At 31.8% G+C, this 23,814-nt stretch carries 19 protein-coding genes; 1 reads left to right on the top strand and 18 read right to left on the bottom strand.

Annotated elements, in window-relative coordinates; all coding sequences use genetic code 11:
- Positions 1-125 precede the first annotated feature (125 nt).
- The 14 genes from CLNEO_RS05125 to CLNEO_RS05070 all read right to left on the bottom strand — a co-directional run bounded on the left by CLNEO_RS05125 (position 126) and on the right by CLNEO_RS05070 (position 15,417).
- Positions 126-1,088, bottom strand: a complete 963-nt coding sequence (locus CLNEO_RS05125; protein ID WP_066085520.1) for a TIR domain-containing protein — start codon at positions 1,086-1,088, stop codon at positions 126-128.
- 21 nt (positions 1,089-1,109) lie between these two features.
- On the bottom strand, positions 1,110-4,304 hold the full coding sequence (locus CLNEO_RS16165) for a sacsin N-terminal ATP-binding-like domain-containing protein (RefSeq protein ID WP_066085518.1): 3,195 nt from the start codon (positions 4,302-4,304) through the stop codon (positions 1,110-1,112).
- A 479-nt stretch (positions 4,305-4,783) separates the two neighbouring features.
- Positions 4,784-6,106 (bottom strand): TIR domain-containing protein, encoded by a 1,323-nt coding sequence (locus CLNEO_RS05115; RefSeq protein ID WP_066085515.1) that lies wholly within the window; start codon positions 6,104-6,106, stop codon positions 4,784-4,786.
- Positions 6,107-6,308: 202 nt separating this feature from the next.
- Positions 6,309-6,638, bottom strand: a complete 330-nt coding sequence (locus CLNEO_RS05110) for a hypothetical protein (RefSeq protein WP_066085512.1) — start codon at positions 6,636-6,638, stop codon at positions 6,309-6,311.
- Positions 6,639-6,777: 139 nt separating this feature from the next.
- Positions 6,778-7,068 (bottom strand): hypothetical protein, encoded by a 291-nt coding sequence (locus tag CLNEO_RS05105; RefSeq protein ID WP_066085511.1) that lies wholly within the window; start codon positions 7,066-7,068, stop codon positions 6,778-6,780.
- Between the two features lie 114 nt (positions 7,069-7,182).
- Positions 7,183-7,782, bottom strand: coding sequence for a DUF1643 domain-containing protein (locus CLNEO_RS05100; RefSeq protein WP_066085508.1), 600 nt, complete (start codon positions 7,780-7,782; stop codon positions 7,183-7,185).
- A gap of 192 nt (positions 7,783-7,974) precedes the next feature.
- On the bottom strand, positions 7,975-8,400 hold the full coding sequence (locus CLNEO_RS15335; RefSeq protein WP_083531853.1) for a hypothetical protein: 426 nt from the start codon (positions 8,398-8,400) through the stop codon (positions 7,975-7,977).
- Positions 8,394-8,915: a hypothetical protein gene (locus CLNEO_RS15330; protein WP_083531852.1), complete on the bottom strand. Its 522-nt coding sequence runs from the start codon at positions 8,913-8,915 to the stop codon at positions 8,394-8,396. Before CLNEO_RS15330 ends, CLNEO_RS15335 begins: the two co-directional genes overlap by 7 nt.
- Entirely contained in the window at positions 8,900-9,118 is a 219-nt protein-coding gene (locus CLNEO_RS15325) for a hypothetical protein (protein ID WP_083531851.1), read from the bottom strand. The genes CLNEO_RS15330 and CLNEO_RS15325 overlap by 16 nt, the downstream gene beginning before the upstream one ends.
- Positions 9,119-9,246: 128 nt before the next feature.
- Positions 9,247-10,197, bottom strand: coding sequence for a hypothetical protein (locus CLNEO_RS05090; RefSeq protein ID WP_066085506.1), 951 nt, complete (start codon positions 10,195-10,197; stop codon positions 9,247-9,249).
- A gap of 111 nt (positions 10,198-10,308) precedes the next feature.
- Positions 10,309-11,358, bottom strand: a complete 1,050-nt coding sequence (locus CLNEO_RS05085; RefSeq protein ID WP_066085503.1) for a PIN domain-containing protein — start codon at positions 11,356-11,358, stop codon at positions 10,309-10,311.
- Between the two features lie 818 nt (positions 11,359-12,176).
- Positions 12,177-13,589, bottom strand: coding sequence for an ABC transporter ATP-binding protein (locus CLNEO_RS05080; RefSeq protein WP_330382566.1), 1,413 nt, complete (start codon positions 13,587-13,589; stop codon positions 12,177-12,179).
- A 324-nt stretch (positions 13,590-13,913) separates the two neighbouring features.
- Positions 13,914-14,498: a hypothetical protein gene (locus tag CLNEO_RS05075; protein WP_066085499.1), complete on the bottom strand. Its 585-nt coding sequence runs from the start codon at positions 14,496-14,498 to the stop codon at positions 13,914-13,916.
- A gap of 31 nt (positions 14,499-14,529) precedes the next feature.
- Complete coding sequence (locus tag CLNEO_RS05070) at positions 14,530-15,417, bottom strand: DegV family protein (RefSeq protein ID WP_066085497.1); 888 nt, start codon at positions 15,415-15,417, stop codon at positions 14,530-14,532.
- Positions 15,418-15,636: 219 nt separating this feature from the next.
- Here CLNEO_RS05070 and CLNEO_RS05065 point away from each other — a divergent pair, with 219 nt between their 5' ends.
- Positions 15,637-16,158 (top strand): TetR/AcrR family transcriptional regulator, encoded by a 522-nt coding sequence (locus CLNEO_RS05065; RefSeq protein WP_066085494.1) that lies wholly within the window; start codon positions 15,637-15,639, stop codon positions 16,156-16,158.
- A gap of 216 nt (positions 16,159-16,374) precedes the next feature.
- Here CLNEO_RS05065 and CLNEO_RS05060 read toward each other — a convergent pair whose 3' ends face one another.
- The 4 genes from CLNEO_RS05060 to CLNEO_RS05045 form a co-directional block, all read right to left on the bottom strand.
- The gene (locus CLNEO_RS05060; RefSeq protein ID WP_066085492.1) at positions 16,375-18,321 is read right to left on the bottom strand and encodes a vWA domain-containing protein; all 1,947 of its coding nucleotides are present in this window, start codon (positions 18,319-18,321) and stop codon (positions 16,375-16,377) included.
- Positions 18,322-18,332: 11 nt separating this feature from the next.
- The gene (locus tag CLNEO_RS05055; protein WP_242864157.1) at positions 18,333-19,565 is read right to left on the bottom strand and encodes a hypothetical protein; all 1,233 of its coding nucleotides are present in this window, start codon (positions 19,563-19,565) and stop codon (positions 18,333-18,335) included.
- Positions 19,566-19,567: 2 nt separating this feature from the next.
- Entirely contained in the window at positions 19,568-21,679 is a 2,112-nt protein-coding gene (locus CLNEO_RS05050; protein WP_066085485.1) for a P-loop NTPase family protein, read from the bottom strand.
- Positions 21,680-21,817: 138 nt separating this feature from the next.
- The gene (locus CLNEO_RS05045) at positions 21,818-23,611 is read right to left on the bottom strand and encodes an oleate hydratase (RefSeq protein WP_066085483.1); all 1,794 of its coding nucleotides are present in this window, start codon (positions 23,609-23,611) and stop codon (positions 21,818-21,820) included.
- Between the last annotated feature and the right edge of the window lie 203 nt (positions 23,612-23,814).

Here is a 23,814-nt window from a genome sequence, read left to right as displayed (position 1 = left end):
AAACATCTGATTTAGTTTCATCGTTTCTTTGAATAAAATCGTTTAAAATTGCTCTTGTTTTAATTGCTATATTTTAACCCATCTGGCTATCAATAACCGTACTAACTTCGCCATTTATCTTCATTCTATGAAAGTAAAATAGATAATAAATCCGAAAACTCATTTTGATTAATTTCAGTAAAGTCTTTTGCTAAACTTTTCTTGAAAATTTCAATTAGTTCTGAAATATTTGTCGAAATAGTGTTTATCTGTTTAATTTCATCAACTAATCCCTGTTTAAGAGCTAAATCGCTTATTTCTGTATTCAGTTTATTTACTTTTCCTTTTTCGGTTTCCCAATATTTTAAATACTCGAAGCGATTTAGTGAATATACATCTGCTTTTACCTGTTTTGGTTTCTTGTCTTTAGGATAAAAATTTTCATCTGCTTCAGATAAAATAATTGTCAATAGCTTATCATTAAATGCTCTATTCCGCATTAATTCTGAAACTTCATACATACATCCTTGAGACTTTAAATAGCTATCCGATATAATCGATACCATGAAATCGTGAGATGAAACCGTCTGCATGAATTTTTCAATATCGCTTTTATATTCTAACGTTCTTTTATCCCTTGTAATAGCCAATCTACCTTTTCCAAAAAAGTTAAGCCTTTCATCGACTAAATCAGCAATGCAAGTATCATTGTGCGAATACGATAGAAACACTTTTTTTATATGAAGCTCTGCAACGTTTCTATTGTGGTCAAGTATGTAAGGTGCGTCACTAAAAACGACCACATTTTCACATTTTTCGACATTAATACATTTAAGCGCCGCCGTTTCGTGTGGTAAATCAAAAAATGTTAAATTAACGTTATCACTAAGTTTCGCTTTTATCGAATCAATATCTACGTTAAATTTGTATCCTTTAACCCTTAGTTTTTTTCCATCATCTTGCACACCAAAAACAATTAATCCTCCACTACAATTTGAAAGTGCAGAGATTAATTTCCCAATAGTTTCATCAGGCGTAACAGGATAAATGCAATAAATATTTTCACGGTTATTGTTTGCTATTAATTTTAATACTTCATTTGGTGTCAAGATGGTAGCCCTCGCTTTCTGTTATTTGGGATTGAGATTTTTTAATGGAATGACTGAGATTCCCGTTGTTTTAATAATATCACCTAATGTAATCATACGCGTATTCCCATCATCATTGGAAGTCCAAAGTTCGTAATTGGTATCGTCCATTGCAGCAACTTCTTGCTCATAAAAGAAAATAATTTTATCGTCATCGCTCGGCCTTACAACAATGCGAATATCAGTATCATTTTTCTTTGCCCAAAAAACGGTTTTTGAATAGCTTGTTTTTTTCCACTCTTCTAATTTTTCAGATATTACATATCTGCCAGTGTCTTTCAAATAGTAAAAAACTTTTTCTATAGCATTATTCATTATTTTTTCATAATATTCACGTGCAAATCTATTATTTGTTGATCTATGCAAGAACTTTTTAGAAACTTCCTCTATTGATATGCCACTTGGTAATTCGCTTAACTGAGAATCTGTAAATTCTCCATTTCCCATTAATACACTTAAAATTTGCAACAAATCATCTTCGCAATTAATCCCAAGCTGTGAAAGTTGTTCTTTTGAAACATTAATTGTATCTGTTAATTTCACATTGCTTTCGGCTTGCTTCAACATTTTTTCTAATTCTTGAGTATTTGAAACACCAAAACTTGATAACAATTTGTCTAGCTCTTCAGCTTTCTCCATGTTATCTGAAATAATAGCATCGTTATAAAACCAATGTTTATTTTCACAAAGTGTTTTAAAAGTACTTTTGATCCCTTTAGAGTGTTCATTTTTATTTAAATACGCATAGAAGTTTTGAAAAACAATCCTCTCATCATTATTGTCTTCTCCAAGCCGATTCTTTCGAATTTCAACATAATTAGTTATTTTTTCTGACAGCGTATGAAGATTTATTGTCGTGTTTTCTGGTAATTTAAAATACACGCTGATTGAAAGCAATTTCGAACGTATATTGTCACCGGTAAAGCAATAGGCATCCTTAACTATTTCGTCTACTTCTCCATTATCAAGTTGTAGCTCAGAACTTTTTTTAAACACTCCATTCTGATTCGGAAGAATGGAATACTTATCTGCTAATTGGTTGTAATCGTTATTATCTAAAAAAATAACAAATTGGTTTATAAACAAAATAGTATCATCTTCGTTTCCCCAAAAATACTTTTCAGAAAAAACACCTAATGTTTTACTTTGATGTATATCAACACACAACTTTGCAACCCAATAATCTAACGCTTGTTCAAAAATTGATTTTAAGGACTTGTTAGAACGTACAATTTCCCATGTAGTTTCACAGTAAAACTGTTTAGCTATTTTCAAAAAATCATCTTGTTTTTGTTTTTCATTTATCTGTATGCATATTATTCTCTGAAAGAATTCTTCACGATTATGATGTTCCGTTTGCAAACATCGTGTAATTTCTGAAAACAACTCCGAATATGCGTATTGCGGTACTTCAATATGCTTTGAAATCTCTGTTGCCACCCTTTTATGAAGTAATTTCGCTTTAATATCTATATCTAACAGTAATGAAATTTCTTTGTATATATCATCAATTTCCTTATCAAAGAAAACTTTATTTAAGCAACAGAATTCGCCATTTTGATTGAGAAATACTGCTGAGTGTTCCATAGTTTCTCTACATGCTTTTTCTTCACTTGTTAAAAGTAATTTATAAAACTCATTCAACCATATAAATACATCTTGCCCGTTTAATTCATTAGCTAAAGAAGATAGGTTTTCAGAACTTTCAATTGCTTTTACTATGTTATTAATACTCAAGTTTTTACATTCGTCCCAAAGTGAACAGCACCAAGCTTCTAACTCATCTTGCTTGGGAATGCGCTCAGGAAACAAAGCATTTGACAAAGAACAAAGTTTAAGCATTTCTTCTCTACTTTCTTGATTTTTAGGAATTAAAACAACCGGCTCTTCCCAAAATTCAAACAACGGTTTTTTATCTCCAGCATTTGTAGTTATTAGGTTTAAATATTTTATTTCTTCTTTTATAGGTTCAAGTATTTTATTCTCAAACCAATTTGCATTCAGCCATGTTTTATGTGGTTGCTCGGTCATTTTTACAATATTATATATACCTGCATAATTATGTTCTGCAAAGAAATTCAATGCAGTTTTATAAAGTTCAACAGCGGCTTCTAATGCTGCTTTATTGTCTTTAATAAATTGCTTTTCTTCAGCTCTGCTCTCCAATTCAATTCCATCACGGGGTTCTGTAGGTTCAAAATATGGGTTATTGATAACTACCGGAAAAGCAAAATCACTTGTGCCAAGTAATGGAAAATCACAAAATAGTTTGGGTAAATTTCCATTCATTAGTTGAATAGCTGTTTTTTCACCAACATCTAAAAGTTCGACTGAAATTGATAAGTGTGTTAATACTTCGTCTTTTAGAGCAAAAATATATCTTGGATTCTTTTTTTTTGAATCACACACTGTTATAATCTGTGCATTTTTCAGTGCAATGCCTACATCATCTCCACGAGAAAGCACCTGATTATAGTTGCCTTTCGTTGTGTTTGCGTGAATAGTTATAGATCTTATCTCCGGAACAAAAGCAAAAACATACGCAATAGAAGCAACAAGATTATTCAAACCATCCTTAGCGGTTTGAATTCCTAAAGCGTTTAACTCATATGTAAAACAAGTATTAAAATCATTTTCATCTATTGGTGTTGTAACTTCTTTTGCGCTTTTATTAAGTTGCTCGCAACTTTCTTCAATAGACTTGATGATTTCTATCTGATTATCGCTCGAACGGTCAATATCAATATTAAACTGGTGTAATGGTTCATCTTCGTCGCATAAATACCCAGTTACATTTACTTTTTTTGAAAGTAAATGCGTAGTTAGAAAACCAGTTCCAAACTTTCCGGTTATCTTCTTTTCTTTTCTATCAAGTTCATTTCGCTCTTTTGTGGAAACTTGTTCAATAAGGAAAACTATGTTTTTGGTTAAAAACAGCTTTCCATTATGCTTAAATTCTATTATTCTTCTGTTTTCATTAAAATTAACAAGAATATCTACTTTTCCTGTGGAGTTAACTACATCTTTTGCATTTTGAATTAGCTCCCAAATCCAACGATAGGAAGTATCTTCATTATTGCTATTTTCCAACTTTTTTAGTTGGTCAATAATTTTGTTTGCAGCTTGTGTTGTTTGTGCCTGACTACGCAATTCATCAACTTTATCTTTAAAACTCATACAGTAACTCCCTTTTATATAATCTGTTATTTGGACTATTACAAATAACTATTAAAAGCCTTACTCGTTCATAGTAATTTATTCTTAATTCCGATCGATGTATATTAGTTGCATATTTTTTTAGAAAAAACTGTTGTAATAAGTGAAAAAGCAATAGTGTTTATAAGGGATTTTATAAAACCGCCGCAATTATACTAAAAATGGATTCCATAATCCCCTCCTAATTGTCAAAATAGTTGAGACAATACTTCCCGCCATTTTGAACATTACGACTATAGTGGGTGCAATTAGCTTTGTAACTTAGCTTCTCATGATGGTACTACTGTGTACCCCTCAAGCTATTTCCGCTGTGTAATCATTAAAGGGGAAGATAGTAAAACTAACTATTGTGTCAAATCAATCACCATTTAAATATTGTTTGTAAAACTTGAATACCCATGGCGTCGTTAAAGATAATGTGTATATCTTTTAATTGCTGACTAGGAATTAATTTTCTCAAGTATTTTTGAAATATCATTATATTCATTAACCCAAATAATATTAAGTCCCAACATATTAGCGTCTTGTTCCTCAAGCATTATTTGAATTTCATTTATTTTAGAATTATTACTTGGCAATTTTTTTATTATATAATGCTTACGCATATCATCAATGCTTTTTCTTTTTGATATATCAAGTAACCTTCTTAAATTTGGGTCGGTCAAACTCAACCCAACAAATAAGCACGCATTATTCATAAGTTTATATAGCTGAATTAAATTAGACCAACTAAAAGGATCAATAAATTGCGTATGATATGTATCTTCACTAAAAACAATATTAGGGTTATCTAACCTTCCATATCGAGGAAGGTAGCCATGAACATGAAAAATCGGTATTTCATCTGTATGATAAAACAGACCTTCAGCAAAAACAGACTTATATTGGATCTTATTTTTTGTCAGTAAATCCTCAATTAAAGAGTCGAAGTTAAATGTAATAATTGATTCAACGCTTCCTTTGTTTCTTTTTGGACGAATTAACTCAATAATTGCTTTTAATAATCTAGTTTCTTGAAAAGCATATTCACCTAAAGTTTCTTCATCAGCATACAAGCATCTGCTTACTATTTTTTCAAAATCTTTTCCTAGAAGAATTTTGAGGTATTTACCAAGAATAAGATTTGATAACGGAAATACTCTTTTAAAATCACTCAAAACATCAGGATTATTATTTTTATCAAGACCAAATTCTAATGCTCTAATCATTAACTCATTCCAATCAGGTATTCCAGCATCAATAGAAATACCTGCGCCGCAAACAAGTGTTAACCTATTTTCATTTAAAGCTTTTTTTAAATTCTGCAAATAAATCACTTCATTATTTTTCTCAATTCTATCTACTTTTTTATGCTTTGTAGGATCAATATAATCTTTTTGAAGCTCTTTTTCAGCTAATGCCTCTATAATTACTTTAATGCTAGCATCTGTAAAATCATCTAATCGAAGATAAACTATCCCTGATAAATATGGAGGTATTTGAATGTTGCCAATTATAATAGGTATTGTTCTTGTTCTATTTACTCCGAAAATAGCAGCACTTAACTCTGCCTGAGCCAAAGATGAACTTAAGTAATTATCTGTGATTAATGCAATCATTACATCCGCTTCGTGTAATGCTTTACTTATTACTTCAGCGATATTATCTCCCATAGATATATTATTTGAATCTACCCAAACCGAATGTCCTGTCTGCAGAAGTGCTAGAGTTAACATTTCAACCATATTCTTATCTTTTAATGAGTGACTTATAAAAATTTTCATAATATTCTCCAAATTAGTTTCCTGTAATTAATAATAAAATAAACTTCCCGTTATGGTACTACTGTGTATCCTTCAGACTGGTTATGCTGTGTAAGCATAATGGGAATATCAGAGGGCACCCATCTTTTTTCGACAAAACCATAATGTTAGCTCTTTTAGCTTATTCCAATTTATGGTCATTTAATGGTTACGACTTACTGTGTTACTCTTTATTTTCTGCATAGAAGCAATGCCACTCTTCATCATTTAAATGAACCATTATAAACCCATCGCCATAATCATACGTATAACTACTTCCAATGCACCCAAAGTTAGAAGAACCATTTTCAGTTGGAATAGAATTCAACTCAACCGAAGAAGTGATTTTTCCTTCGACACACCCTGAGTCTCCCATCGGGCCTACCTCATCCGTTCCATAATACAAAGTATCATTCAATTTCAATACCATTTCACTTTTAGCAGTTTCATCCCTGCATCCACCTAAGAATGTCAAGGCTAATATCAATCCAACAAACCACAAATACCTTCTCATAATACCTCCTTAATATCGCAATTCTTATGGTATTAGCACAATAAGTGTTTTCAGTGTGTAAACATAATAGGAATTTTACATTTTGATTCTATACTAATAGGGTTTGTACAAACTAAAAAAGGCACTATATAAAACCCACCTAATCTATTTCTGGATCGATGTACCCTGTGTTGTCTTTATTTCTAATAATTAGATCATATATGGACTTCATATGATTACTATCTGCACACAGTGATCCTACCAAATCTCCACTCAAAGTTGGTAGTCTAAATTTTATATCATTAAGACTTTGATTTCCAACAAATTTTTGGGATAGATAAATATATCCTTCTTTATCTGCACGTATTTGTGCATCTTTTGAATTGTCACCTTGTAAAATCATTTCTTTAAAATTATCAAAGCTAAAATGGGATAATGCATACTTTCTCATATAAATCCTCCTACGGAAAATATAAATAATAAATAATCCACAACTCATTAATATACACTAGAACTACCTAACAAATTTGGAATTTGTTAGTCCTTTGATAAGCTCAAATTTTTGCTAATATGGTATTAATGATGATTTATTACACCAACGCAACCCGTGTAAAGGATACCTAACATTTGGAAGTTGACAGTTACAACTTTTATTCTCACAACTACAACTTTTACCCTCACAACTACAACTTCTAACATAATATGTTTTACTTTTTATCGATAAAAGAACATTCTTAATCGCTTTATCATATATAGCTTTAGATTGCTTTGAAGATGATATTGTATTTGTTCCCCATCCAAAAACCACATCATTTTCCTTACATAGCTTCTGTACTATACAAAGATTATGATTCATAATATTTTTAAAATCCGGTTTATTATAAAAATTAAGAATTACTTTTGCCTGAGTTGATCTATACGGAAATAAATTAAGTATTATTACCTCTGAATATCCATTGTTCTTAGCAACATTACAAACTTTGCTAACAGTATTATCACAAATAATTTTAGTTGCAACACTGGGATTTTTTAAAATGACGCATAACATCTTTGTGCTCAATGTATCTTTAAAGGGAACCCTTAGCCAATATCTATAATTTCCCATGTCTTTTGATTGTATTGAATTAACATCCACAAATTGCGGATATGAAACATTTCTACCCATTCTAAATTCCTTTCAAATTTAAATCATATTTTTCCTTCTATAATATATTGCTATAGCAGTACTTGCTTTTCGTTTAGTTTTGGATTGAACAATACAGCGCATCTAAATTGGATGTTCTATTGAATTAATTTGTACTTAATTTTTAAAATAAACATAATGGGAATTTTATCAAACACTATATTTATTATTTCATTAATTCCATATTTCGACTTGTGTCTGATCGATAATAAATTCACCGCCATTGTTATCAATCCATGAATTAATATCTTTTATTAAGTTGAAAAAAAATCCACTATAAAAATTTAATGTAATTTTTTTGAATGTAAATTCATCAAGTAATGCTTCTATATGGTCTTTACGTTGAAAATCTCCAAAATCTACAACAGCACCAGTTGTAGAATCTATTTTTCTCATAAGAATTAATCTATTTTCACCAGTTTTCAATGTATCACCATGGATTATATACTCATCAGATTTGTTGCTTGTTTTTTGTAGTTTATCCCAATCATTTTGTCTGTTTAAAGCTTGGTTGTATGATCGAAGAGTATTTATTAACCTAACAATTGGAACATAATAATCATCATTAAAGTTTTTGATAGGTACAATTTTTTCTAACAATTTACATAATTCTTGAGTATTTTAAAAATCTGGAATCCCAAAACCTTTTTCGAGGATAGTTTTTCTCTAATATTGTCATATGAATAATTCAATATTAAACTAACAGTGGAAAGCGTTGATGTATGTTTGTTATAACCTTGTAAAACTTTAGAATTATCCATTATAAGTCGAAACATTGATAAATAAATATCTCCATTATAGTAATCCATTAATTCATTAGAAAACAGAGCTCTGTTGTAATTTTCCTCTAAAATTAATCTAAACGTCGAAATCAACTTCTTTTTTTCGTTTTCTTTATCATTGATAGTTTCATATGTTAGCACCCGTCTGTTGCGTAAATCAAAGGGGAGATCATTGATTGTGCCAAAAATTTTATTAAACACACAAATCACTCTTTCCCATCCTATTTTATTTACAGCGTACCCTAATTCCAATAAAACATTGGGATTAGGCGTTTTTTTACACCCATGTACATTACCATTTATTAAGCTAATATCAGCTACAAAAAAGTGCACATATCAATATTCCTGAAAATACTTTCAGTAATGTCAGGTGCTCCACCATTATTTAATGTATCTCTGTCAATGCTTAAATCTAATATGTAGTTTTTCTCTTTTTTCACTTCTTTTAATGCTTTATTTATGGAGTTTTCTATGAAGTTTCTATTGCTGCTATTTGGCAAATCAGATTGCCAAGATAAAAAAATTTTATGTCTCAAAAGTTCACCCCACTTGCAAGTGTTTATAATTTTATAATTTATACAACTTCACATTGCTACTCTAGTCATCTATGTATTGGCATGTCTATCTTAACATTAGACGAAGTTCGCAAGATTTTGTTAAAATTCTAGTAATTTTGTTTTGGCTGAAATTGTTTTATGCTTGCAATCGTGGATAATGCGTTAAACACACGAATACAGTCAGCTTTTTCAACTAGTCTACCTGTACGTCCATGCTGAATCCAGTGTCTATTAATCATACAGGGTTCTGGTTGTGAAAAGTCGCTTTTCTGATAAAGATTTTTTATAAATTTATTCATTGAAAGCCAACAAAGGCTCTTTATGTTATGTTTTTTATTCATTTCATCAGTTGCACGAAAACAACAAATACGCATCATACGTACATCTGTTGGATCATCTCCAAAAAATGAAATCTGTCCCTCAAGAACCGTAAGAAGTGTTGTAATGCAAATAGAAAACTTACCATTTTCGAATGCGTCTACACACTCGTTAAATAATACTCTTTGAGCATCATTTTCAATCGTTTTCTCTATCTTACGACACATCAATCTAAATTCCCCACCAGAATAATAATTAATAAAATATTGTTCTAATTCAACATCATTTCCTATAAGTTGTTTAATCTTTTGAAAACGTTGTATATCAATATTCAATGGAATTGTCCAGCCCACTTGTGCAATATACTCAACTAATGATCTATATTCCTCACTAAGAACATCAAGAGCTTCTGTCAAATCTGAACTCGGAGATCCTTCAATTTTATAATACGGCAAATCACGATTATTACAGAAAAGATCTTTTGCTCTTTGCTCCATAAAGCGTTTTCTCAGTGGTGGTGGAAGTTTATTTATTTTTTCCATTTCCACATCCGCTGCCAGCTTACTATATTCGTGAAATATGCGATTAACTTCATCTATGCTTATTGAAAAGTGTTCAGCCGTTTGCACAAATGCTGGTTTATCATGTTTAGATGGATAATAACCTCCATCACGCTCTTGAAATTTTCTAAACATTTCTTCGCAGTATTCAAATACAGCACTCTCTTCTATTGTTGCCATCCCAAGTCTCCTCCTAATATCATAAAATATATAAATTTAACTTTGGTACTAATCTTATACCGTTTAAATTCATATTATGGTACAACTGTAAACAGCCAGATTACTCATTATTTAGAAAGGAAGTTCGTCATCTTCACTAACAAAAACTAATGGTTCAGCATAATTTTGATTAAATATGTTGGCCGATGTAGAAAAGAATTGATTTATGAAATCTGGATATTTCTTCTTTATGTCATCATATAATTTCAAGGCATTTTCAAGTGCAACAATTGGTATGTCTACACTTCCATTTATAATTCTATCATCCAACGCCAAAATTTCATATGCAGGGATGCTTTCATCAAAAATGTGATTTGAAATATCACTTTTTAAACCATTGAAAATCATTTTTATATAATCAGCATCAACTTTTTCACTTATTGTAAAAGTTTTTTCCCAGTAGGGATTACCCCACATGTCTACGTCTTGATTGACACACAGTTCTTCAATAGTAGTTCTTATTCGCTCTCTGAGCAGGCCAATATCCGGAATCTTTTCCTGCTTAGGTTGTTCCTTTTCAACCGAAACGGCGTCTATTACATTTTTAAAGTACGAATTATCTTTTATTTCTAGTGTTTTTCCCGTAGCCTCTTTGAATTCAATACACAGCGCATCAGCATTGCCTTTGAATCCATTATCGCCAGTAACAAAAAGCACTGTATTCTCTCCGTTGTCTTTAAAATATGAAAGCATAGAAAGCCAAATTAGAGAGTCCTTAAAGCCTTTATCACTAGCATTATCTGCATTGGAAAATGGAGGCAATTTTTTATAAGCACGTTCTAATACCTCTGAGAATAATTCTACAGTTTTAGGAAAAGGAATAACATGAGTGTCAAAAAGTTTATCATATTTAGCTTGAATAGCAAATCGATATTTTTCCGCAAGCTCCTCATAGCTTTTCATTACTTCAATTTTTGCTATTTTATTATAATCTTTTTGCAATACTGGAAGCTTATTATACTTATCTTTTAATTCACGGCATGTCTGTGCTATTCGTTCTTCAATAGATACCTGTGTAACATAAACTATGAAATCATCTTTAAGTTTCGAAACAACAATATTCAAGTTTTTATTTTGTATTATAAAATTTGTATCAAATATAAATGCTTTATTATTGGCCATTTTATCCTCCAATTTAATTTATCATTTCTAAATAAAAATCCATATTGTTTACATTTTATTCTTTAGTATTGCTATCACCTGAACAGAACGAGCTTCCCAGTATTGCTAAAACTGGAATCTTTATTATAAAAAAATCATAAAACAGTTTGTAAATCCAGACTGCTTAAGTTAAACTTATATCAGCAATATGGGTTTTAAAAGTGCAAAAAATTGTGTCCATTGTTCCTTATACTTTTTTCCTTTATTATACATGCATCTGCATAATATTTCCATATATATTAAAAAAGGTTAAGCCTAAGTGTCACTTTATGACCCCGACTTAACCCCTTATATCACTCTATTTTGTAAAAACACCCTATGTCATCTATATTTTCATCATTTTTCAAGGCTCAAAAACGGCACTTTTTTGCCCATTTTTAAGCCTAAAAATCGCCCCAAAACCACAACATGTTGTGGTTTAAACCTCATTTCCAGCCTTGTAACCACAATACGTCATCATTATTATCGCTTCAACGTGCCTTGAGAGTACAATAATGATGTCGTAAGTATCTAGTACCCCCTTGGTGAAAAGGTATGTTTCTGAATTTCTACCACTTCTTCCATTGATTTTTCAAATTTTCTTACTATACTGCTTGCTGCATCTAGACAATAATTATCTTGATAATTTGATACTTGATTATTGCTAATATATTCAATACTTTTCGTATCAAAATTGTAAGCAACATAACCCTCAAATGATTCTTAATTTGAAGGCTTTGTTCATCACAATTTAAAGGTGTTATCTTAACAATAATAAATCTTTGATTGATACTTATTAATTAACTCCATGTCAATTTTTCAAGTGCAATATGATTGCGATACCAATCATCATTTTCTAGAAGCATTTCAGGAGAACCAGCATTTTTAACCCTTCCATTTTCTATTATAACCACAGTATTGCTGGAAACCATAGATGATAAACGGTGAGATATGGACAATATTGTATGGTCCTTACTTGCCTTTTGAAGTACAGAAACTATTTTCTCTTCCGTTATAGAATCAAGGTTAGCTGTAATTTCATCCAGCAGAAGTACAGGAGGCTTTGTTACAATAGCTCTGGCTATGGCCAAAAGTTGTTTTTGCCCTTGTGAAAAAAGAGTATCGCTGGTTACTTTAGTATCCAATCCGTTTTCCAAGGTTACTACATATTCTGTTAGTCCTACAAAATCTATAGCCTTCTCTATTTGCTCCTTCGTAATATTTTCATCTTGCAAACTTATTTGATCAGCTACTGTTCCCTTTATCATATGAAAGTTCTGATCAACGTACCCAAATATTCTGCGTTTTTCAGAGTTCGGTATATCATAGACATCAATCCCATTTATTGTGATACTGCCCTTGGTTGGTTTAAGCAATCCCATAATAAGCTTAAATAATGTAGTTTTTCCAACCCCTGTTCTACCCACAAATGTTACCTTTTCATTTGGTTTTAAATTAAGATTAATGTTTTGAAGGACATCTGCACCTTCTTCATATTGAAAGGAAATATTATTAAATGATAATCTCACTTCCTCACAGTTTGGAATGATGTCTTCTAATCTTAGCTCATTCTTCTTAAGGTCATCTTCAGTTTCACTGTAAAAATCATTTACTCTTTTGATACCTGATATGGCCTGCTGAATATTTTGCAGCTCCATTCCCAAATTTTCAATTGGCGCAAACAAATTAGATATCAATTCAATTGATGCTGCAACCATTCCTAATGATATACCCAAATAGTTCAACTGTTTGGAAGATAATACTACAATGAAAGCTATTGAAGCTGCACGAGTAAGCTGAATAAATGGAGAATATATAGAATCATAGAAATTTACCTTCTCTACTGTTTTGTAGCTATCAAATAAATATTTTTTATAGTTCTCCTCCATGTAGCTTTCCTTACTGAAAGATTTGATCATCTGTATATTTTTTAAGCTTTCTGAAATATGATTATTTACCCTGCTGATGAGTATTCTATTTTCAATCTGCGCCTTAAGCATTCTTTTTTGAAAAAATTGTGTAATAACATAAATAACTGGCATCAGTAATAAAGTTACAAATCCAAGTTTGCTACTAAACATCCAAATTGAAATTACGATACCTATAAGCTTAAAGCAGTCAACCATCATTCCGATAATACCATTTGTAAACAGTGAATTGATTGCATCAACATCATTTGTAAACCTTGAAACTACTGTTCCTGAACCATTGATGAAAAAACATTACATTTATCCTTTCAAGCTTTTCCATCATTTCAATTCTTATTTCCTTCGTAATCTTTTGCCCTAAAACTGTAATAACAGCTTCTTTGACAAAATCAAATACTCCAATTAACAATAACACCCCAATAAGCAATTGCTAGAACAAGTAATCTGTCGGAGCTTTTTGTTACAAGGTTATGGCCAATTATACATTTTAAAATCTAACTCTTGTCATGAGGTTTCCCATATTTTCATTATCCAGCTCAAAAGTGCTTTTATTCATTATATAATTGTATATCATAAGTCTCATAGTTGAATTGTTCTGTAATCTATGTTTTATAAGCTTAACCAAAATTTTGAAATAATTAGCGCAAACAATGGAATTATAGTACCCCAAAGCAATTGTGATGTAGTATGACGTTTCGTTTTTATTGATGCCCAATACACCATCATTAGGACAACTACACTGACAAGGGCTTTTATACCTATAAAATATACTAAAATTGAAATTGGACCTGCCACTCCACAAGCATGCCCGCTTGCACGGATTTTAAATATTTTATTAAAAATCAGAATTCCAATGCCAGATAAAAAATAAATTAAATATATCACTAGTAATTCTTTAGTAGCATGAGAACACAGTGTGAAAACAATGCCAAACAAGTATCCCGAAACTCCCATCATAAGAGCAAGGTTGCGCTGCCCCTCTCTGCCTTTATTACGGTATTTTGGTAAAATCAGTTGTAATGGATAAGCCGATATCGGTAATACTGTAAGAAATATAATTGATAGAATATATTGGAAGGTTCCCTGAAAAATACTTGGGCGTAACCCATAAAGAATACTCAGCGTGGTTAGTGCCATAACCGGCACTACCGTAACCACCCGAATTATTTTTGCAAACCTACTTGCCTTATTCATTAATTTCACCTGCAATACAATTTAAATTCAATTAATCTTCTCTCCTTCCACCTAGAAAGAAAAGTGCCACAGTTCCAGGACCGGTATGAGAACCAATTACGGTACCAACACTATTTATCATCACATGCCCATTGAGCAAAGGGAATCTTTCTTCAACTAAATCAGCCACCTTGCGTGCATCTTCATAACACGCTGAATTAGAGATAAAGCACTTCCCGGTGTAATCTATGCCATCCTTTGCATGTATCTCCATAATATTCACAATCTCCTTTATTACATGCTTTTTACTGCGAATCTTTTTGCAAGGAGTAAGTTTTCCATCATAACTCATATTTAATAGCGGACAAATGCCAAGCAAAGTCCCTACAGCTGCGGATGCAGCTGATATACGGCCTCCTCGTTTATAATGGGAAAGGTCCGTAGAGAAAAACCAATGATGCACATTAAGCTTGTTTTCCTGAAGCCAGTCATATACTTCTTCAAATACTACTCCATTATCCCGCATATCCGCCGCCATGTCCGTTAACAATCCATAGCCTGAGGATGCGCCCAGGGAATCTACAATTAATATTTTCCTATCCGGGTATCTTGATAAAAGTTCCTCCTTTGCAATAGTTGCAGAATTATAAGATCCTGATAAACCAGAAGAAAAAGAAATGTGAAGAATATCTTTTCCCGCTTTTAAAAATGGTTCAAAGAAATCCATATACTGCCCCACATTCACCTGTGAGGTTGTAGGCATTGATCCCGCCGCGATTCTACCATAAAATTCTTCAAAAGAGATGGTTTGCCCTAAATCATCCAGATAGTCTTCCCCATCCAAAATACAATGAAAACATACAAACGGAATATTCCTTTTTTTAAAGTAGTCATAGGGCATATCTGCTGTAGAACAACAAGTTAAAACATAATTAAACATATTGAATCCTCCTTGTACAATTAATTTGAATCTAAGGTGTAAGGGCTGAACATCTTACACCTTCATAAAGAAATGAAGCCAAAAATAGTTTACTTTTATAATTTAAAGAAGTTGATTTTTAGTATAATATTTACTATACTAATAAGGGTGTTATAATTGTAACGCCGTATATGTTGTTTTTCAATACAAATCCAAAGGGATGTTACAAAAGGAGTTCTTATGTCACTTGCTTCAAACCTAGAAACCAAAAAAATAACAAAAGAAAGTATTCAAACCGCATTAATACTACTTCTAAAAGAAAAAAAATGGGATGACATTACAATCAATAATATTGTAGAAAAAGCCGGCGTCTCACGTATGGCTTATTACCGTAATTACAAGTCTAAAGATGATATACTAACGGATATTTTTGATAATTTTATGACAAAGCTCACTGAAATATCTCTCCCTTATATGCAAACAAAACAGTGGTATGATTATTGGAAAGTTCTATTTGATTTTTTTGCTGAGCATGTAGAAAGTATCAGGCTATTATTTGACTGTAATTATAAGGTATTCATCCTGGATTATTTAAATAACTTTTACATTAGCAGCATAAAAACACTTTCTCTCTCAGACCGTTATCGCATTTACGGCTGGGTTGGCTTGTTCTTTAATATGTTTGTTGAATGGATTGAAAACGATATGCCAATTAGTTCTGAAAAATTAGCCCAAGTGTGCTTTGAGTCAATTAATTTTTAACGTTTTTTTCCAGGCATACATTTTACCTTATTCATTAAACGACTGAAAAAGATGCCGGCCAAGGTGCCTATTGCACCTTAATCGGCTATATGAATCTTGTGACTGCATCTAAAGACCCTAATTTAGAAGTTACAGATGTAATCAAAACCACGCACTTGGCACTTGCCGGATTTTTTACCAGTTCTCCCGGGGGTAGCTCTTATGTGGACTCGATTTTCAGTAATTATCAAAAACAGACTGCATATTTTTCCCTACTGCTTTTAGCAGTTCTTTTGGCAGTCTTTCTATCTGTTCGCCGATCATTATTCCATGGGGCTCTTTGTAGCCTTCATTCCATATGAAATTAAAGATCTTTTCATTTGTATTGTTGCTTTTTCCCATTTGAAATGCATAGATTTCGACATTCTTAGATAATAATTCTTGTACCGCTTCTTTTGCTGATCCCGGACAACTTGATGCACCGTCTGTAATCTCAAAGATTATCTTTTTTTGTTTTCCTTTTTTGAGTTCACTATCCTGTATGGATGTAATTCTATCATATATTTCTCTAAGACAACTTGCATCGTCAGTTGCTCCATCTGTTGCATCTAGCTTTACGATTGAGCGAATTATGTCGCTTTTTTCTTTTTCTTTCACATTTTTATCGTTAAATTCTTTAACATTATAATACTTACTGCCGAAAAACCACGTCTCACTTAAAATTTCTACTTTTTGATTCAATTGTTCTGCATTGCTTTTTAAATATTGATTAAAATCATCTATTGACAGCAAAGTCACAGCCAAAGCTTTTCTCGCCACTTCAATTTTTGACGCATTCATCGATCCTGAATTGTCTATCACAAAAGAAATCTCTATTCTTTCAGGCAATCTATCTGTTTGAGGCTCTAGTAAACATCTATTAAAAATCGGGATATTTTTGTAGTTTCCCTTTTTTTCAGCTTCTACAAAATCTGGATAAGAGTTAATAAAGCTACCGACATTAAGTTTTCCCTTTATTTGATCACCTCTTTTTACACTTACTTCCTTCTTTGCATCCCCTATCAACTTTTTCCAAAATTGACGCATTTGTTCTCTTTCCATTTTCATTTTATTTGAATAAAATTGAAACAATTGTTGATCTGTTTCGCTAATCCCATAAGGCACTAAATCCACCTTACCTTGTATTGTATTTTGTACGTTCCAGCTTATTTGTTCCTGTTTATCTAACATTTCTTGTAAAATCTTTTTCTCTTCTTCCTGCGTAGATTCTAGTGAATCTGATATCTCGTCTGCTTTAGATTGTTCAAAAGGATTTTCACTTCCCCCTACTTGCTCTTTTTTCTGTCCTTCTGATTTATAAAACACCATTTCATCAATTTCTTCTTTCCACAATTGCTCAAAGATTGGAAAGATAAAAGAACGAATGAATGGATCTCTTTCTATTATTCCTTGCTCATTATTAATCTGTCTAACTAATTGATAATGAATAAAGTTAAAAAAAGACTGATTGAAAACCTTTCTATTAAAGGGATTTTCATCACATCCTTCGATCGTAGGCACTCTTTTATATAATTCAATTATTAATAAACTGTTTGCAAAAGCTCTATGTCTAGGCATTTGAGAAATAGACTCGATGGTCTTACCTGTCTGTTTCATATATGAAACAATTCCCTCGAAATTTTCTTTATCTCTATATATAGGGCACATCTGCAAAACTCTTAGAAAGGATATCTGCTTATCCAATAGATGTAATAAGTCAAGAATTTCTTTTCTTGCATAATTTGAAATAATTTTGGGTTGATATGCACAGTCTTTTTCCAGTCCTTCTTTTTTAATCCTATCAAGAATATAGCTTGTCATGTGATCAATTTCTTTCTGCCAATCTTTCTTTCTATTCAAATATTTTTTAGTTTGTTTTTTCCAATCAGAGTATAGTGATAGCTCATAGTAGATATGCCACATGATTTGATTGTCATCTAATTTTCCATCCAAAAAGCTTTGAAGCGGCAAGTATAAAACTCCTTTGGAAGGATCTAATAGAAATCTTTCCAATTTTGGATCAGGAATATACATCAAACTAGGATCTCTTGTGAATGTGGCCAATGAGCGTTGTTCTTTTTGCAAAAATACTTCGCAATGTTTTTTAGATTCTTCAATTAGAGCTTGTTCATCCAAGTCAAGCATACTCATCCCTCCTATTGATACCGTGGCAGATCCCACAAGTCTTTTGGTGTATCAATTCGATCAATGTCTAACAGATTTAATTTACCTTCTACATCCATAAGCAAATATTTTGAAATTTCTAATTTTAAGACATTTGTTAAAAAGACTTCCTTAATCGCTGCCTCATCATTTAGGTACCAATTTCCGAAATTCTCTTCAAGTAAGTATATGATTCCATCTTCACTTAAAACTATAGCTGTACCCTTTTTAGATTGAACACTAAACAAATTACCTATTAAATCATTCAATTCTATTTTAATGGTTATTACATTCTCATATAATGAAAATATCTTAAGATGTCCTTTATTTCCTGTTACTATAAATGAATTCTCATTACCATTTTCATGCTCCAGACATCTAATTTGCCTTATTTCATCATTTAGAAAATTTACTTTATCTGTAATAGTAAGTTGTCTGTTCTCATATTTGATAAAATATAACTCCCCCATCTTTGTTCCAACTACAAAATAATCTTCATTTATTTTTTCCAATGCAGTCCAATTTGGAATAGTACAATATATATCTTTATGAAAAACCAAATGATATTCATCTTTTTCTTTTACTATTTCAAACAAATTTAACTTTTCGTCTCCATTTTCCACTACAAATAAACCATCATAAATTGCTATACATCTACCAAATCCACTAAAATCATGATCTGTTTGAATTCTTTTAACTTTAATCTGTCCGTTAACATCAGGCATTTGAGCAAAATTATCGCTTGAAAGTAGGTAGCATCGCCCTCTGACTCCGAAAAGCAAAATTTCTTTATCATTTAATTTATATATAAACGAAATTGACTCCTTTATTTCTTTAATAGGATGACTCCACTCTACTTCAAGTTGATTATGATTAGAAAAATCATCTGGAATATCTATATGAAAAAATTGAACTTTACTATCTATACTGCTTGTAATAAAAAGGGTTTTATTAATCCTCAATGTACTTTGTAAAAAACTATCAAAACTAAAAGCTCCCAATTGTTTTATCGGATTTATTTGCATTGAAGTCTTTGTAATATTATCTACATAAACTCGGTAATACGGAATTAAGTCAGACAATAACTCTTCTTCTATTTGTGAGAGTTTATCTAATTGTTCTTCAAAATCCTCATCTAAAATTCCATTTGTCAGGCATTCATTCAGCTTTGTTCTTAAATCTTTAACTTGGTCCTTGAAATCTTTTCCATGTACTGACAAATTCATATTCACTTTTCTCCTTCATTATCTTCCAAGTATTCAAGTAGTTCCTTTGAATGTTCCAAATGAGATAATTGTTGGTCTAATTTTTGATACTTTTTCACATCAATTCGCGATGAATCAGCAATATCAGCTTCAAAAATTTCTTTTAGTTCTTTTGGCAAAGTCTTTCTTGGGGTTCCTTTCCCAAATATTAGATGAACTACATCTAAATAGCTTAACGTTTCTATCGATGTACGAACATAGTGATATGGGCGGGTACGAATTTCGTCATATATTGTCGTTGCTTCTCCTATGCCTTTTATCTCAATATTCCATCCCTCTCCTGTAGGGAAAAATCCAAAACGCACCGCTTGTGAGAGAATATAATTTTGATCGTCAGGATAAGTGATTGAACTAATAAAACCATCCCACAAGGCTTTACTCAAGTCTTTTTCTTCGCCTAGATTCCAATTATCTAAAACGTGCAAAATATTACGGATTGATAATACAGACTCTCTAAGCTCAGGTTCATCCATTCCAGAATCTTTTAGGATTTCATTATCTTTCCACTTACCCATAAAAACATTCTGAGTAACCCTACACAACTGAGAAAAGCGAAACAATTCTTCTAATGTCCTTTTGGAATCAGGAATATGAATATTTCCATTTTTGTCAGCTAATCGTGCTATTATTATTCTAAAAAGTTCGTTTTTTTCTGGAAACTCTTGATCTTCTAAGGAACCAGTTATCCTTTGGGGTACATAATTGTATTCAATCGTTACGAAACGTGATTTAAAGGCTGGATTTAGCTCATTTGTTCCTTCATAATTGACCATTTGAGTTGATAGATTCCCTGTGCCAATAAATCCAAATCCAGGTTTAACTAAAACAGGACCAACTCCTGTAATGTAAGCTGTGCTTCCTGCATGACGCTGCAATATATCATTCAAAGCAATTAAGTTTTGCATGGCAATTGTATTTAATTCGTCTATGATTACAGCTCGACCTTCTTTTACTGCAATCAAAATTTCTCTTTCTGTTTTCTTGATTTCAGTACCAAAAGCGCTATTACTTGCTACCAATAAATCAGAAAAGCTCTTCCATATTTGAATCTTAAGCTGCAACTGTTCTTCATCAGTCATCTGCTCCAGTCTTGCTTTGTGTTCATCCATCCACTTATAAAAATCTCCTATAATCATATTCAGATAATCCGTATAGGATCCTTGTGAGAAACTGTGTGTAAGAGATAAAGTTTTCTCTACAAACATATCTTCATAAGTTAAATTGTGTGAACCAGATATAAATAGCGGTTGCAAAGATTCTATTTTCTCTTTGCTTCCATTTGTTAATATATTTTTATAGTGAAGCTTTCTTTCTTCATTAAATTCTCTGAATTTTTGAATAGCATCTTTTTCTGTCGCATTTGGATTTACAGAAAACCAATTCTCCATTTTGTCTTCTAATTCACTTTGTATTTTATTTTGAATAGTAAAATCCAGAGCTGCTTCAGTTGCTAATTGTGTTTTCCCGCTTCCTAAATGTCCTACAATATATACAGGAACACCTAATTTCAACGAATCTATTACTTTTTGTTTTGCTTTAGCTACATAAGGTACAGTTACCAAACGCTGTTGGTGTTGGGTTTCTATATCACTTATCAATTGACGTTTATAATAAAATTCCCATGCTTCTGGGGAGTTTTCTAAGATTTTATCTAATTCTTTTTCCAATTTTTCTATGCAATCAACTCGATATCTTGTTGCTGAATTACTCCCATAGTGACTGTAATTATTGCTCTCACTATTGACCCTTCTTTCCCAACGAAGAATAAACCTTTCATATTCAATTAGATTTTCAATTTTTTGTATCTTTTTGCCCTTATTTGCTGTTTCTTCTTCTACATAAGCTTTATATTTTTCATAATAAACATTATTTTTTTTAGACTCAGGAGTAATTTTGTCATCCTTTTCTTCAAATTTTCGAAAAGCTTTAAAAAACAATCCTTGCTCGTCTATTTTTTTATTATACTCATATTCCGATGATTTTAAGGCTTCCCTGCGCAAATCATCTTCGTACCAGCTTTGTATTTCTTCTATGGTAGGAATATAAGCTTGCTTAATATTTTTGTGTTCTTTCACAGAAGTATCCTCCATTGTATTATGTTCTATTATATTACCAATATATCAAGTGGCAATAGGATTAATAAATATGCATAAATTAAAATCCCGATTTTTAAAACTCGGGATTTTAATTAAATCATTTTATTCTATATGCCATTAAAGAATTTCATATTCTTTCAATAACTTTTCAATTTCTGTTCCAGCTATTTGCTTTTGAATTTTACGTTTAACCAATGGTGGCAAATCCATCTCTGGTTTTTCACCATCCAATAAGTTCACACCTGCATTTAACAAATAACGGATATCATATCTCGATGCATATACCTCAGGAACTCCTTTTTCAACCCCAGTCAATACATATACTGCTTCCATGGCTGTACGTCCTGAGTATTCAATAGTAAATACAGTATCACGTCCCGGATCATCCAATGTTTCAGCATATTGTCCAAGGAAAGCAAAGTTTACTGCATTCTTTGGTACAACATAAGGACGATCTCCAAATTCACGAGGCATAAATTGGGATGTTATAAATGGCATCATAATAGGAATTGCAGTACAGCTTTCCGCTAATTCTTCGATTTTATCTGCAGGAACTCCTATATGATATAACCATTCTTTTGTAATTTCCTTACCAGTACAATCCCTTAAAGGTTTTTTAATATAATCTCCAGGAACATCAGTAAACAAACCATATACCCAAACAACAACATCTTTTTCAGGTTGACCATAGTATTGTTCTTGACGGTTTATGGTCCAACTCATCAACCAGGAAGAGTCTTCTGCTGTGACTATACCACCTGTTACCGTGCGTCCGGTATATGGGGAACGTTTTGTGATCTTTTCAATATATTCAGGAACACGTTCATCATGGCAAGTTACTGTACAAGACTCCCAATTGGATTTTTCTGGATCTGTACAGAATTTATCTGGATTTCCAAATTCATCACATTGAGTCGCTATATTTCTCCATAAAGTCCAGCATCCTTTTGGTTCCTTGTTAAATGGAGCTGGAGTATTGTCATCCCCATAACCACTACCTTCAGTCATGGAACCATTGGTGATAAATACCAAGTCATTTTCTGTTAAGTCAATAGAAATATCATTTTCTCTTTTATCCCTTGCAACGATTCTCTTTGCAACTTTTTTATTATCTGTAATTGAGAATTCAACATTATCAACAGTGACTCCATATTCAAACTTAGCACCATGGTCTTCCAAATATTTAACCATAGGTTTTACGAATGAAGTGTACTGATCGTGACGTGAAAATTGTAGTGCCGAAAGATTTGTTAAGCCGTCAACGTGATGGATGAAACGATTCATATATAGTTTCATCTCTAAAGCACTATGCCAGTTCTCAAAAGCAAACATTGTTCTCCATATTGTCCAGAAATCAGTGTTTAAAAGTTCTTCAGAAAAAATATCTTCAATAGATTTGTTTTGAAGTTCTTCGTCTGTCATCATTGTAAAAGCAGCTATTTCTTTTGCCAAATCTTGACCCAAATTAAATTTTCCATTATCATAGCGTTCGCCTTGGTTTTTAGTAATACGGCAATTGCTAAAATTTGGATCGTCATGATTTGTATAATAAAAATGATCTAATACAGTCATATTAGGATCTTCTGTAGATGGTAAGGAACTAAACAAATCCCATAAAACTTCAAAATGATGTCCCTGTTCACGTCCACCACGTGCCACATAACCTACATTTTGGCGAACTTGACCATCCAATGATCCTCCAGGAATATCTAATTGCTCTAAAAAAGTAATCTTCCTTCCATCCATGTGAGCATCACGAATCAAAAAACATCCAGCAGCTAATGAAGCAATTCCAGTTCCAACTAAATAAGCTTGTTTGTCTTCAATTCCTTTAGGCTTTCTTGCATTTACCAAAGAATGATAATTTCCATTTGTAAGCGTAAGCCTATCATCATGTGTCTTCAATTTCATTTTTTTTCCTTCTTTCTTATTTTTTAATAGTTTTCTAAATCCTACTCTTATGTTTTGTCTTCTTCTATATTCACTTTATCAGTATGTCCACGCGGTACATGCATAATGATTTCTCATTTAACTTTTTGAAAACTTGCTTTCTGTAGGATTTATTTATACTTATCATATAGCTTTTTTATGTCTTTTACATTAGATAAACAAAC

The organism is Anaerotignum neopropionicum (genome assembly GCF_001571775.1).
In the GTDB taxonomy this organism is placed as follows: domain Bacteria; phylum Bacillota; class Clostridia; order Lachnospirales; family Anaerotignaceae; genus Chakrabartyella; species Chakrabartyella neopropionicum.
Note: the sequence above shows the minus strand (reverse complement) of the source record. Positions and strands in the feature narration are given on the sequence as shown.

What these genes read in the sequence shown, in the direction of transcription:
- CLNEO_RS05065 (WP_066085494.1), top strand. Translation starts at nt 15,637, where the DNA reads ATGTCACTTGCTTCAAACCTAGAAACCAAAAAAATAACAAAAGAAAGT.
- CLNEO_RS05060 (WP_066085492.1), bottom strand. Translation starts at nt 18,321, where the DNA reads ATGCTTGACTTGGATGAACAAGCTCTAATTGAAGAATCTAAAAAACAT.
- CLNEO_RS05070 (WP_066085497.1), bottom strand. Translation starts at nt 15,417, where the DNA reads ATGTTTAATTATGTTTTAACTTGTTGTTCTACAGCAGATATGCCCTAT.
- CLNEO_RS05105 (WP_066085511.1), bottom strand. Translation starts at nt 7,068, where the DNA reads ATGAGAAAGTATGCATTATCCCATTTTAGCTTTGATAATTTTAAAGAA.
- CLNEO_RS05075 (WP_066085499.1), bottom strand. Translation starts at nt 14,498, where the DNA reads ATGAATAAGGCAAGTAGGTTTGCAAAAATAATTCGGGTGGTTACGGTA.
- CLNEO_RS16165 (WP_066085518.1), bottom strand. Translation starts at nt 4,304, where the DNA reads ATGAGTTTTAAAGATAAAGTTGATGAATTGCGTAGTCAGGCACAAACA.
- CLNEO_RS05100 (WP_066085508.1), bottom strand. Translation starts at nt 7,782, where the DNA reads ATGGGTAGAAATGTTTCATATCCGCAATTTGTGGATGTTAATTCAATA.
- CLNEO_RS05045 (WP_066085483.1), bottom strand. Translation starts at nt 23,611, where the DNA reads ATGAAATTGAAGACACATGATGATAGGCTTACGCTTACAAATGGAAAT.
- CLNEO_RS05085 (WP_066085503.1), bottom strand. Translation starts at nt 11,358, where the DNA reads ATGGCCAATAATAAAGCATTTATATTTGATACAAATTTTATAATACAA.
- CLNEO_RS05090 (WP_066085506.1), bottom strand. Translation starts at nt 10,197, where the DNA reads ATGGCAACAATAGAAGAGAGTGCTGTATTTGAATACTGCGAAGAAATG.
- CLNEO_RS05055 (WP_242864157.1), bottom strand. Translation starts at nt 19,565, where the DNA reads ATGAATTTGTCAGTACATGGAAAAGATTTCAAGGACCAAGTTAAAGAT.
- CLNEO_RS05115 (WP_066085515.1), bottom strand. Translation starts at nt 6,106, where the DNA reads ATGAAAATTTTTATAAGTCACTCATTAAAAGATAAGAATATGGTTGAA.
- CLNEO_RS05110 (WP_066085512.1), bottom strand. Translation starts at nt 6,638, where the DNA reads ATGAGAAGGTATTTGTGGTTTGTTGGATTGATATTAGCCTTGACATTC.